Here is a 12,792-nt window from a genome sequence, read left to right as displayed (position 1 = left end):
ACGGATGAAGGTATTCTCCACAATGCCCGTGCTGTATCTTCGAATGCAGCTTGTTCACATTATGCGCGAGTCCGAGCAGGATGCTTTCGGCCAATACATTTTCCGTACCCCGGCACAAAAAACGCCGGAACTGCATATTCCATTTTACCTCGCCAAAAGCACCTTCGGATTGAATACTTCGATTCATTCTGAGCAATTGGCCTTCTTCGCTCACGATGCGTTGTAAAGATTCCATCCGTTTTGCCTGAAAGGTTTTAGCAACTTCAAAATGTTTGCTTCTTTCCCAAAGCGGGAGCTTACGGTTGCGTCCTTTGATGCACTCGGCTTTATACATGCATCCTGCACAGCTTTTGCAGGAATACAAGGCTTTTTCGCTGACATATCCCGTCGGTTTTTTACCCACCGAATTTCATCTTTGGTGATTTTCTTCCCATTCGCGCAAAGATAACTGTCACTTATCTTATCGTATGGCATATTCTCCCTACGCCAATGTCTTCCTTATATTTGCGCGCCTTTTTTGTTCATAATTGAATGGCTTGATGTAACCTGCCTGTTTCTGTTTTCGCAGGTAAAGATAATTTTCTTCGCTTTCATAACCGGAATCTGCCACTACATTTTTATATCGGTACGGAAAGAAGGTTTCTTGTTCCTGCAAAAAAGGGATTAGGGTTGTTGTATCGGCTGGCTGTGGTCCAGCCGTTATCCACACCACATATTCTGATTGATTTTAAAACGCTAAAATAGTGACATAAAGTCTGAAAACTCAAAAAAAATTATTGGAATCATCTTCCTAATTTGCTATAAATTGAGTATATACATTTCGTGAAGTGATTACGAAGAACAAGAAAACGAATAAACTTTAAAGACCAATTTAGGATTTTATCCGGTACATCACCAGTTAACCCGGAGAACCGAAGCGCATTCATTATTCGTACCCATTACCAAATTCCCAATATCTTCCACCAGCAGCTTCCCAATCCAAGCCAGATTATGATGTGGAATAATGATACGATAAAACCATTGCGCCACCAAGTAGCTTGGTCTACATAGCCTTCCCCAAAAAAAATTGCAGCCGGTCCAGTGCCAAAATGAGTCAAGCAACCGCACAGATTAGCACAGATTGCAATTGAGAAAGCCGCCAAAAAAGGAGGTGCGCCAGCAGCTGCGGCCACTGCAATCAAAGCCGCATACATAGCGGTAACGTGCGCTGTCATGCTGGCAAAACCATAATGAGAGTAAAAATAAACCAGGAAAGCGATAACTAAGGCAACTATCCAACTTGTTCCGGCCAATGCAACACTAACACCAGCGGCAAACCATTTAATGAAACCGGATTTATTCAGAAAGTCGGCGAGCATAACCACAATGCCCATCCACATTAGGATGTCCCATGCTTTATCTTCCTTAGTTACATCTTGCCAGGATATAACATTGCATATCAACATAGCGCAAATACCGAGCAGCGCAACCTGAGTGCCATCAAACTTGGTAATTTCGCCAGTAGCCCATAAGACTATGGCACCCAAGAAAATAGTTAGCATAATTTTTTCCTTACTGCTCATGGGGCCTATCTTTTCCAATTCCTCTGCCGCCATTTTTTTTGCTTCCTGCGTTTTCTTCAAATCAGGCGGACAAAGTTTATATAAAACATAAGGAATAACAATCAGACTAACAATACCAGGAACGCTAGCAGCCAAAGCCCAAGTGCCCCAGGTGATGGTAACCCCCAAGGTTTGCCTGGCGAGTTCGGCTGATAGTGGATTAGCTGCCATTGATGTCAGGAACATTGCACATACTATGAGATCCACGTGAAAAACAGAAGACATAAGAAAAGAGCCAAGGCGTTTAGCTGACGGGCCAGGGTAAGAATTAAATGTTTGGCAGATACTCCTGACGATAGGAAAGAGAACGCCGCCAGACCGTGCGGAACTGGAGGGAATAGCTGGCCCGAGAACCAGATTGGTGGCAGCCATTGAATAAGCCAGTGTTAACGGATTACCCCCAAAGGAATGAATAAACAAAAAGGCAATTCTACGCCCCAGTCCTGTCTTTCGCAACCCAATGGCGAAGATAAAGGCAGCAACAACTAACCATACAGTGCTACCACTAAAAGCGGTAAGCGCTTCTTTTAGCTTTAGAGTGCCTGTAAACACAGAGAAAACAACGGCCGAAAGCGCAACAACACCGTTAGGAACCGGCGACAGGATAAAACCGACAACTGTAGCAAGAAAGATGGCAAATAAATGCCATGCTTGAGTTTTTAAACCTAATGGTACAGGTATACACCAGACGATTGCCAAAACACCGATGGTAACAAGAGCATATAACCCTCTCTTCGTCATAATAATCCTCCTCATATTGCTTGTCGAAAACGCGCAAAATCTTTTGTTGCCACACGAAGAGATTTCTGTTGGGCTATCGCATTAAAGAAAAATTCCACTATATATTGTAGTTGTATTTAAGCAAAACCAACAATATGCGGTAGGAAAAATCTTAGTGCGACAGCCCTTTTGACCAATTACTATCTTAGCTGGCAACTCACTGCTTTTTGATCAATGAATCAACCACAGATTTCATATCTTCAACATTTTCAAGATTGGTTATCATAGCTGCGGACCGCTCAACTCTGTCCGGACTTAATGTACGCCCGGCGCATAAGCGGTATTTTTGCATAATTTCCTCATCGGACATCGGATTGTAGAGCGGATGTCCCTTCGAATAGGCTACGTTATGCATATGGCGTGTTCCATCCTGCATTACGATGGTTACATTATTCTGTTCCGGTCCCGCTGACTGAGGAACATGTTTGATTTTTGCCATAGTTTGTTTTGTTTGTGAATCCTGTATTCGCTCTGCAGCAAATTGTGCGAGTCCAAGTTCACCATCTAGCAAGCACAAAGCAATGCCATAACCAAGGCTATAACGAGCTTCCAAGTCCGTTTTCGGTTCTAGATAACGATAGGTCGGTTTGTCGGGCTGCAGGTCTACCTCGACTGAAACGACTTGGTCAGCATGAATGTTGTGGGTATGAATTAGGTGAAGCACCGCGTCGATAACCTTATGGTGTGCCCAGCAGTTCGGATAAGGTTTAATAGTAATCCCCGGATCAATAAGTCGATAAGGAGCACCTAAGCTTACCGTCAGCGCCTCAATATTATAATTTTTCGGTCCACACAAGGCGTCCATTAGCCCAAAGCGTCCTTCCAGCGGTTGGAGATCGGCTATAAAGCCCTCCTTGGCAAGATGTGCGGCAGTAATCCCATTTCGGCTGGCATTGCCGGCATGTAGTGGCATACCCATATTACCGATGTTTTGACTCAAGCCGCCGCCCATGGTTGCAGCAATGGATGCAGCTTGGACGCTTTGAGTTACAGTCAGCCGCATGAGCTTGGCCGAGAGAATTGCTGATGTTACGGCTCCAAAGAATCCGGTGGGATGCCACCCACGTTTCCGCATCTCCCAAGCATCTTTCGTAACCGCATTCAGTCGCTGGAATACATCATAGGCGAGTACCTGTGCTGTAATAATTTCCTTGCCGCTTAAATGATACTGCTCCCCCATTGCGATTAGTGGCGGAACAATGGTTACAGAAGGATGGGAGGGGCCGGAATCATCAAAACAGATGGAATGGGCCAGTATGCCGTTGGCAAAAGCGGCATTATCAATAGTGGTTTTACGCCCCGAACCTAATAACCGGCATGATCCTTTTGCGCCTATGTGATCGAGATACCGTTGAACAATATTGGAACGGGGTTCGGCCACCTCCGCAAGGGCTGCTCCGACACAATCCAAGAAGTGCCTTTTGGCCAATGAAATTGCTTCTGTCGGAAGCTGCTTATATTCCGTATCTAGTACAAACTCGACCAACTTTTTTGTATATTCCATTTTTTTCTCCTTTTTGATAAATTCAATTGATTCAAAGACTACTCTAATTGATTGCTCATGTTTTTATCATTATTTTTGCCTCCCTATCAGCGGAGTAATTACAAAATATTTAAAATACTTGCTTGATTAATTTAATTTTATTATAATTACTCCGATAGGTAAAATATCTATTTTTGCTTGAATGCAATCGATGAATTCGATTATTACTGTAAAGGAAGAATTCAATAATGGATAAAGTGGATTTGAATATGTTAAGCGCAATTGCTGAAAAGAAAAATGTTACGCGGGCTGCCGAATACTTATGTATAGCCCAATCGTCACTTTCTTACCGCTTAAAAAGGTTGGAAAATGAGTTTAACGCTAACCTTCTCATACGTACTCCAAGAGGGGTCATTTTCACGCCGGAAGGTGAGTCTTTACTACAATGTGTAAGAAATATACAAGAACAACTACGAAAGACTAAAGAGTCCATTCAAAATATGAAAGGAACTATCCAAGGTGAGTTACGGATTGCCGTAACGGCAGCTTTTGCCCGTTATGAACTGCCAGATATATTGAAAAATTTTTTAAAACTCTATCCGCAAGTTGAAGTTTTCCTCAAAACAAGTCAAAGTCACAACGTATACCGGATGCTTCAAAAAGGAGAAGTTTCTATTGCCATTATTCGCGGCGATCATCCCTGGCTAGAAGAAAAGCGGCTGATTGCCACAGAGCCTATCTGCCTTGTATCCGGCAGTCCACTTGAAATATGCGATTTACCAAACCGCCCACAAATCATTCATCCCCTTTCGGGGGTGCACAATATAGCGGAAACGTGGTGGCGACAAAATTTTGCTTCTCCTCCGTATACTTCCATGGAAGTAGACAATATGGACATTGGCCTGCAAATGGTTTTGCGTGATTTGGGCTGGGCAATTATCCCAGTTATTGGTTTAAAAGGATATACTTCTCTTTATACAAAAGGTCTTACCTGGAAAAACGGCAACCCTTTAGTGAGAAAAACATGGTTAATGTGTCGAAATTCTTCCCTTGAATTATCAGTAGTTCAGGCATTTGTAGAATACGTGAATGACTGTGTTAACGTTGGCGATAAAAATTAGGAAATATGTGTTGGTTTCGACTATTTTTATTTCTTTATACCTGCATTCCCGGATTCATGTAGCGAGTAACAACCATCAAACCAGTAAATAACTACATTTAGTTCAATTTTCAATCGACTGTCTCCTGAATTTTACAGTAAAGCAAGTTAAAAAAGCTCTGCTAGTCCAGTAATTAGGCTGACTAGAGAGCTTTTGCTTTTTTGCATAATAATGTTGTATATTTCGGAGTTACTTGTAGTATTGCAAAATTTTTTTATTGCAATGCTAGTGATTATTGGTTACGAATTACCCCGACGACTAAGCCGCTCTAATTAGCCGATTCTGCTGGCGTTAGCTACTATAAACACGTCCATGATGTCTTTAAGGTCGCTAGGTAAGCCTAGATTATGGCGAGAGCCGACACTGTTTAAAGCGGAAGTTAAAGACGCCTGGAACGCAGGGGTTAATAACACATCAGGATTGGGAGAAACGATGGCACTAAGATTGGTATATAAGAAAACTTCAAGCTCGTCGCCGATATCGGGACGTATTCCGGTTGTTTCGACTCTGTCCATGTAAGCACCTGCCCTCAAGAAATCTTTTTGGTTTCCAATAAGGCAATTCGATCACGTAAACGGTCAAGCTCTTGACTCATTTCTGCTTCCTTCTTTTGTCGTTCTTGGTCTGCTTTTTTTCACAGCGTTGGCTTAATAGCTCAGAAAATAGTGCAAGTAAATCACCGGCTGCGGTGAGTATTAATACCCAAAGAATGATATTATCAACATCGTCACACTTCATGTCAATCCTCCGGTTGTGATTGATAATATAATGTATTCCCGATGACATGAAGGAGTTACCGATAAGGAAAGGTTTAAACAAGGCTGGCGCTGCGAAAAATAGTGTCGGTCTTGCTTTTTATCAAAAATAAAAAATCTTAGTCGAATATTACCTTCAACTAAGATTTTATGCGCTGTATTGGTAGCCCTAAGGGGAATCGAACCCCTGATTCTGCCGTGAGAGGGCAGCGTCTTAACCGCTTGACCATAGGGCCATGATCTAAATGGATTTTCCCAAATGAATGGTTAGTCCCATATCATCGGAAAAAGCCTTAACAAGTATTCATTTTAACTCTTTCAACGGAAAAATGCAAGAGCTGTAGAAAATTTATTCTGCTTTTAGCTCGGAAATATACGCAAGGGCTCGGTCGATTCTTGCCAGACAGCGGTCTCTACCTAATAGTGCCATAACATCAAATAAGCCGGGGCTTACCGTGCGTCCGGTTAAAGCGAGCCGGGTGGGATGAATCAGATCGCCGCTTTTGACAGCTAATTCTTCACTGAGCTGCCGATAGGCATCCTCCGTATGTTGGCTATCAAAGCATTGAACCTGTGCTAAACGCTCCCGGCCTTGCCGCAGAAGTTCCGCTGCTTCCGCTTTTGCAAAGTGTTTGCGCCGGCCTTTTTCCTCGTATGCCGTTACCTCTTTGAAAAAGTATTCCGCTGCCTCCGCCAGTTCGACCAGAGTCTTGACCCTGTTTCGCACTACAGCAATGATATCCCTGATTGCAGGAGCTTGTTCTGCTGCTTGCGTTGCGGTTATCAGTCCCCGCTGCAGCAAGAAAGGAATTGCTGCCTGGGCTACAGTGTCCAGATCCATACTGTTTAAGTATTGGCCGTTGATCCAGGCAAGTTTTTTCGTATCATAAATGGCTGCTTTTTTCGATACATTAGTAAGAGCGAATTTTTCCGTTGTCTCGGCAGGCGTTATAATTTCCTGATCGTTACCCGGAGACCAGCCTAAAAAAGTCAGGTAATTAACGATTGCCGGTGCCAGGAAGCCCTGCTCGCGGAATTCTTCTACCGATGTTGCACCGTGGCGCTTGCTGAGTTTGCTGCGATCGGGAGCCAAAATCATCGGCAGGTGGGCAAACGCTGGTGTTTGATATCCCAGGGCCTGATATAGCAGTACCTGCTTCGGCGTGTTGGAAAGATGCTCTTCGGCCCGGATGACATGACTGATGTCCATTGCGTGGTCATCAATCACACAGGCAAAGTTGTAGGCGGGCATTCTGTTGGACTTCAGGATGATGAAGTCGTCCAATTGGTCCAGACGGAAATTCACTTCACCGTGGATCAGATCCGTTACGGTCAGTTGTCCGCTGGCGGGAATCCGCAGCCGGACGACCGGTTTCTCGCCGGCTGCGATCCGTTGTAACGCACTTACCAGGGGAATGTCACGGCATTTGCCGCTGTAGCGAAACGCCTGGCCGGCCTGGCGCTGAAGTTCTCTGGTTCGGGCTAAGTCTTCCGGGGTACAAAAGCAATAATATGCTTGTCCCTCTTTAATAAGCCGCTGAGCTTCCTGCCGGTACAAATCCAAGCGCTGGGACTGATAATAAGGGCCGCACGGACCGCCTTTTTCCGGTCCCTCATCCCAATCCATACCCAGCCATTTCATGCTGGTCAAAATTTGTGCTACGGAATCTTCTTTCAACCGCTGGGTGTCGGTATCCTCAATTCGCAAAATGAACTGGCCGTGATGCTTCCGGGCAAAGAACCAATTAAATAAAGCGGTTCTTGCGCCGCCGATATGTAAATAGCCTGTCGGGCTCGGGGCAAATCTTACTCTGACATGGTCCAAAACTGGACACCTCCTACTGTGGTATATAGAGTTTATTATATCATATTGGCAATGAAAAAAGTATTTAGGCCTAAAGCTGATGCGGCTTTTTTACAGTACCGGCTTTACCGAACGATTTTTCCCCCCACAGCTCCTCCCGGGAATACTTTTTATATTTCTAAGGCATGCTATCCGGGAAGGGAGCGATTTTTTTGACTGAATTGGACGAAATATTAAAAACAATTGAGGAATTAAGAACAAAATTGAACAAATTATCAAAGGGGAGATCATTAACTGATCCAGACGTGCTGCTTGTCAGTCAAATGCTGGATGCCCTTCTCAACGAATATCAGGCAAGGTTGAGTGACAAAACGAACCGCTCCTAATAGGAGCGGTTCGTTCCATTTACACCTAATTTATCTTTGCACTGCTATTAGTAATAACTTTGGTACTGGCTTTCGCTGCTTCGTCAGCAGCTTCATCTGCCGCATCCCTTTGCGGTGGAATGTTAAAGGCAGCTTCCAGTATCTTTCGGGCTATAGGGGTTGCGGAATCCGAGCCAAAGCCGCCTTGCTCCACAATGACGGCCACAACGACTGTCGGGTCGTCAAAAGGAGCATAAGCCACAAACCAGCCATGGTCATCACCATGGGGGTTTTCGGCCGTGCCGGTTTTACCGGCGATAGAAACCGGGAATCCATTGAAGGCATAGGCGGCGGTTCCCCCCGGCAGCGCCACGTCATGCAAGGCATCGCGGATTAGGTTAAGATTGCGGTCGGATATTTTCACACTTCCCAGTTCTTCCGGCGCAAATGACTTGACCGTTTCATCATTCGGCGAGATTATTTTGCTTACCAGATAGGGACGGTAGCGGTGTCCGCCATTGGCGATTTCACCCATAACCACAGCCATTTGCAGCGGCGTAACCAGTTGAAAACCTTGACCAATGGCGGCGTCAAAGGTTTCCGATAGATACCATTCTTCGCCGTACGCTTTCTCTTTATAGCGCCGGTTGGCAACGAGACCATCTGCTTCGTCCGGTAGATTTATGCCGGTGTAGTCGCCTAGGCCAAACATCCGGGCATACTTTTCCAGGTTATCAATGCCGACACGATTCCCCATCTCGTAAAAGTAAACGTTATCGGATTTCGACAATGCTGTCTTGAAATTAATCCAGCCTAAAGCCTCATTTTGCGAATTCCCTTTAGGAATGAGCCAATGGTGGCCGCTATCGAAGATTTGTTCCTCAGGCGTTACTTTTCCCAGCTCCAGAGCCGCCGTACCGGTAATTATTTTAAAGGTTGAACCTGGCGGGTATTCACCGGTAATAGCCCGGTTTTCCAATGGGTTGAAGGGATTATCATTGATTACTTTCCAGTCTTTAGTTGAAATTCCGCCGGTGAACAGGTTCGGGTTAAAGGTTGGCCGGCTTACCATCGCCAAAATCTCGCCGGTCTTGGGGTTCATTACAACGGCAGCCGCCGCTTTGGCGTTGATATTCCCCAGTTTAGTCTGAAGATATTTCAGTTGGTCGTCTATTGCCTTTTCAGCGGCCTTCTGAATCTTGCTGTCAATTGTCAGCACCAGGCTATTGCCCATAACAGGCTCCTTTTTACCTAACATTCGCACCGGCCGGCCGGTAACATCAATTTCGACCTGACCGCCGCCGTCGGTGCCGCGGATATCTTTATCGAAAACCTTTTCCAGTCCGAATTTGCCAATAATATTACCGGGCTTATAGCCAGCGGCTTTCTTTTTTCCCAATTCAGTATCGCTGATTTCGCTGACGTAACCGAAGATGTGAGCACCTAATTCATTATTAACATAATTTCGAATGGACTGAATTTCGATGACTACGCCGGGCAGGTCATTCCGGTGTTCTTCAATTTTGGTTACGATCTCAGGGGCAGCATCATTGATAATCCGTACCGGCTCAAGCTGGTTATCCTGTTGACTAATTTTTTGGCGGATTTTAGCTGAATCCATCCCCGCAAGAGCGGCCAGCCGGTCAATTACCTCATCCGGTATCGGACCGGAAACGGGAACCAGTGATACTGTGAATCCCGGGCGGTTAGAAACCAGCGGAACTCCGTTACGGTCATAAAAAATACCACGGGAAGCCATGAGCGGCAGAAGCTTAATGCGGTTATTATCGGCCTGATTCTTGTAATCAGACCCGTGAATTATCTGTAAATAGCCTAATTGGCCTATAAGAACGACGATTACCAGTATGACTATATAGCCCAATATAGTAAGCCGAGGATTTGAGTGCGTCCCTGCCACGCTAACAGCATCCTTTCATATTGCGTCTGTGCATATAAAGCATCAGGATGCATATCCCGATAAAATAAAAAGACCAATTTCAGTGGATAGGGAAGCTTATAACAAAGTCGCCACTGGAATTGGTACTAAGATATTTTATGTTCGCTAGAATATCGGCTTTTCCTTCACATCAGGGGGATGTAAATGTTGGTATGTTTATATTCTAATTACGAAATGGATTCCATGAAAGTGAGATACTCTTTTTTCGTCATTTTCGGTTTGTAAGACTGCAGTAGTTGTTTTGCACAAGCAGCGCCATCAGTGAGAAGGTCAATGATGGTCATAGCCATAGACTGGGCCGAAATAAGGTATGCCATTTCAGGATCAACGACTTTAAAGTCTCGGGTGTGTAAATTGCCGCTTACGCCGCCAACCCAGGGATGAACAACTGGCATAATATGGGATAAATCCCCCATATCCGTACTGGCTGCATGATGTTCGAGGGGAATGATCGAATCTGTTCCGAGCAGTGCAGCAGCGTTTTCTTTATAGAGCTTAGTCAGAATCTCATTATTAATAAGAGGCAGATAACCAGGTAAGTCCTTAATTTCCACTTCGGCGCCAATTGCGGAGGCGCCGCCGATTAACGCCCGGTTGATTTTTTTATTTGCATCCAGCATCGCTTCAATTGTTTTGGCGCGGACATAACTTTCGATACGAACGTCGGCGGGAACCACATTGACCAGATCGCCGCCGCTGGTGATGATAGGGTGAAAACGTACATGATCTTCATCGCGGAATGTTTCGCGCTGTGCGTGAACAGCCATAAGTGCAACCATCGCAGCGTTAAGGGCGTTAATACCCTCGTGAGGTGCGCCGGCAGCGTGGGCTTCGCGGCCGATAAAGCGAATCATTTTCCCGATAAAGCCATTGCTTGTCCCACCGACATAGAGTTTGCGATGGTTTTCTCCTGTAGGGCTGAGATGGATCATCATAGCCATATCAATATCATCAAACGCACCAAGCCGGATTAATTCCGACTTACCGCCGAGGTATTTAATTTTTCCTTCCCGGCGCAGACGATTCCGATATTCAATTTCAACGTATTCTTCAGCGGGAACGGCAAAAGGAATTACATCTCCGTCTAATTCGTCCATCACGCCGGATTCTTTGAGCCCAATACTGGCGGCAGCCATGGCGGCAACTTGTCCGTGATGACCGCAGGCATGGGCCGCGCCTGTTATAGGATCAGCCATAGGATGGTCAACACAGGTGACGGCATCCATTTCACCTAAAACAGCGATTTTGTGAGTATGTGTTTTTCCCTTTATTAGGGCTTTTATACCGGTAATTCCTAGATCCGACGAGTAGGGAATATTATGCTTTTTAAAAGTTTCGGCGATTTTGGCAGCTGTTTTATGTTCTTTAAATCCCATTTCCGGTTCGCTGGCGATGGAGTGTGCCAGCGAAAAAATTTCTTCTTTATGGGCAAAAATGGCTGCAGTCACCTTTTGTTTCAGAACTTTTTTATCCAATTGACTCATCTCCTTATAATATCATTACTATTATAGCAGTTTATTTCAGGATAGCCTTGGAATTTTATCTTGTTATAGGCTAGTAAAGTTAAAAAAAAAAGGCTATAATCTTTGATGTATAGCTATTTTAATTTAATAGAAGGGAGTGTGTGATTTTGAACGTATTCAAAAATTGGAAGCTGCATGTATTGGCACTTATTCTTGTTGTGGTTTGCGAAATGATTGGAACCCATAAGGTAAAGTTTGGACCGGGCGTACTGCTGTTTTTACCGATGTTGTATGCTATGATTATTGGAGGATTTATTAGTTGGCCCAAGCTGAAACTGGTAAAATTGGAGCATATGCATCATGCTTCTGCTGTTTTAAGTTTGCTCACGCTGCTGCTTGTGACGAAGCTTGGAACGGTTATCGGTCCTTCCGTAGGCAAGCTGCTGGGTGCGGGGTTAGCTCTTTCGGTACAGGAACTAGGCCATTTTTTTGGAACGGTTATTCTGGGTTTGCCAATCGCCATTTTTCTGGGAATGGGGCGCGAGGCAGTGGGAGCAACATTTTCTATCGATCGGGAACCTAATATTGCTATTATTGCTGAAAAGTATGGATTGGATTCGCCCGAAGGACTTGGCGTTATGTCCGTTTACATCTGTGGTACTGTATTTGGCGCTATCTGGGTCGGCTTAATTGCGGGCTGTATGGCAGCTCTTCAAATTTTTCACCCGTATGCTCTGGCTATGGGAGCCGGTGTTGGGTCAGGCAGTATGATGGCGGCGGCCACGGGCGCTATTACAGCGGTATTTCCTGAATATAAAAATGATATTTTGATGTATGCGGGGGCAAGTAACCTACTCACTACGATTATTGGAATTTATTTCTGCCTGTTTGTTTCGCTTCCTGCGACGAACTACTTATATAAAGTGCTGACCCCGATCATCGGTCGCCGGCAAGAAAAGGGGAGTGTTGCAAAATGAAGTGGAAAGAACAGGTTGTAGTGTTTTTAGTCACTGGTATTATCGGCATTGCGGCCAATGTGATCGGCTATCATCAGCCGCTAGTGGATACGGCCGTCGGCTTTGCTATTCTGCTTGCGATTACGTTATTAGGCATACTTGTGACCCACGTTATGCCGATTAAACTTCCCATGGTATTTTGGATTTCATTGTTAGCTATATTTGCTGCTTCCTCTTTATCTCCCATCGCTCCGGTGGTAACGAAGTTTGTTGGCAAGGTTGATTTTCTCGCATTGTGTACGCTGGTATTAGCCTACGCAGGGCTATCTATTGGGAAAGATCTTGAAATGTTTAAAAAGATGTCTTGGAAGATTATTGTTGTTGCACTTGTTGTGTATACGGGTACGTTTGTATTTGCTACAATTATCGCCCAGTTTATGCTCCATGTAGAAGGAGTTATTTAAAGGA

At 44.8% G+C, this 12,792-nt stretch carries 12 protein-coding genes and 1 tRNA gene; 4 read left to right on the top strand and 9 right to left on the bottom strand.

What is annotated here, in order from left to right:
- The 3 genes from ABFC84_15760 to ABFC84_15750 form a co-directional block, all read right to left on the bottom strand.
- On the bottom strand, positions 1 to 403 hold a 403-nt coding region (locus ABFC84_15760; protein MEN6414194.1), incomplete at its 3' end, for a transposase.
- Positions 404 to 938: 535 nt separating this feature from the next.
- Positions 939 to 2,342: an anion permease gene (locus ABFC84_15755; protein ID MEN6414193.1), complete on the bottom strand. Its 1,404-nt coding sequence runs from the start codon at positions 2,340 to 2,342 to the stop codon at positions 939 to 941.
- Between the two features lie 196 nt (positions 2,343 to 2,538).
- The gene (locus ABFC84_15750) at positions 2,539 to 3,885 is read right to left on the bottom strand and encodes an MmgE/PrpD family protein (GenBank protein MEN6414192.1); all 1,347 of its coding nucleotides are present in this window, start codon (positions 3,883 to 3,885) and stop codon (positions 2,539 to 2,541) included.
- A gap of 227 nt (positions 3,886 to 4,112) precedes the next feature.
- Here ABFC84_15750 and ABFC84_15745 point away from each other — a divergent pair, with 227 nt between their 5' ends.
- Positions 4,113 to 4,985 carry a LysR family transcriptional regulator gene (locus ABFC84_15745; GenBank protein MEN6414191.1) on the top strand — a complete coding sequence of 291 codons (873 nt, stop codon included), beginning with the start codon at positions 4,113 to 4,115 and terminating at the stop codon, positions 4,983 to 4,985.
- A gap of 311 nt (positions 4,986 to 5,296) precedes the next feature.
- Here ABFC84_15745 and ABFC84_15740 read toward each other — a convergent pair whose 3' ends face one another.
- The 4 genes from ABFC84_15740 to gltX form a co-directional block, all read right to left on the bottom strand.
- Positions 5,297 to 5,539 carry a hypothetical protein gene (locus ABFC84_15740; GenBank protein MEN6414190.1) on the bottom strand — a complete coding sequence of 81 codons (243 nt, stop codon included), beginning with the start codon at positions 5,537 to 5,539 and terminating at the stop codon, positions 5,297 to 5,299.
- 76 nt (positions 5,540 to 5,615) lie between these two features.
- On the bottom strand, positions 5,616 to 5,762 hold the full coding sequence (locus ABFC84_15735; protein ID MEN6414189.1) for a hypothetical protein: 147 nt from the start codon (positions 5,760 to 5,762) through the stop codon (positions 5,616 to 5,618).
- Positions 5,763 to 5,940: 178 nt separating this feature from the next.
- Positions 5,941 to 6,015, bottom strand: a tRNA-Glu gene (locus ABFC84_15730).
- 113 nt (positions 6,016 to 6,128) lie between these two features.
- Positions 6,129 to 7,604: a glutamate--tRNA ligase gene (gene gltX / locus ABFC84_15725; GenBank protein ID MEN6414188.1), complete on the bottom strand. Its 1,476-nt coding sequence runs from the start codon at positions 7,602 to 7,604 to the stop codon at positions 6,129 to 6,131.
- Between the two features lie 191 nt (positions 7,605 to 7,795).
- Here gltX and ABFC84_15720 point away from each other — a divergent pair, with 191 nt between their 5' ends.
- The gene (locus ABFC84_15720; GenBank protein ID MEN6414187.1) at positions 7,796 to 7,969 is read left to right on the top strand and encodes an aspartyl-phosphate phosphatase Spo0E family protein; all 174 of its coding nucleotides are present in this window, start codon (positions 7,796 to 7,798) and stop codon (positions 7,967 to 7,969) included.
- A 25-nt stretch (positions 7,970 to 7,994) separates the two neighbouring features.
- Here ABFC84_15720 and mrdA read toward each other — a convergent pair whose 3' ends face one another.
- Together mrdA and ABFC84_15710 are read right to left on the bottom strand one after the other, a co-directional pair.
- Positions 7,995 to 9,866 carry a penicillin-binding protein 2 gene (gene mrdA / locus ABFC84_15715; protein MEN6414186.1) on the bottom strand — a complete coding sequence of 624 codons (1,872 nt, stop codon included), beginning with the start codon at positions 9,864 to 9,866 and terminating at the stop codon, positions 7,995 to 7,997.
- A 206-nt stretch (positions 9,867 to 10,072) separates the two neighbouring features.
- Positions 10,073 to 11,389: an amidohydrolase gene (locus ABFC84_15710; GenBank protein MEN6414185.1), complete on the bottom strand. Its 1,317-nt coding sequence runs from the start codon at positions 11,387 to 11,389 to the stop codon at positions 10,073 to 10,075.
- 146 nt (positions 11,390 to 11,535) lie between these two features.
- Here ABFC84_15710 and ABFC84_15705 point away from each other — a divergent pair, with 146 nt between their 5' ends.
- Together ABFC84_15705 and ABFC84_15700 are read left to right on the top strand one after the other, a co-directional pair.
- The gene (locus ABFC84_15705; protein ID MEN6414184.1) at positions 11,536 to 12,345 is read left to right on the top strand and encodes a DUF3100 domain-containing protein; all 810 of its coding nucleotides are present in this window, start codon (positions 11,536 to 11,538) and stop codon (positions 12,343 to 12,345) included.
- On the top strand, positions 12,342 to 12,788 hold the full coding sequence (locus ABFC84_15700) for a hypothetical protein (GenBank protein ID MEN6414183.1): 447 nt from the start codon (positions 12,342 to 12,344) through the stop codon (positions 12,786 to 12,788). The genes ABFC84_15705 and ABFC84_15700 overlap by 4 nt, the downstream gene beginning before the upstream one ends.
- Positions 12,789 to 12,792: the final 4 nt, after the last annotated feature.

Source organism: Veillonellales bacterium, assembly GCA_039680175.1.
In the GTDB taxonomy this organism is placed as follows: Bacteria; Bacillota; Negativicutes; order JAAYSF01; family JAAYSF01; genus JBDKTO01.
Note: the sequence above shows the minus strand (reverse complement) of the source record. Positions and strands in the feature narration are given on the sequence as shown.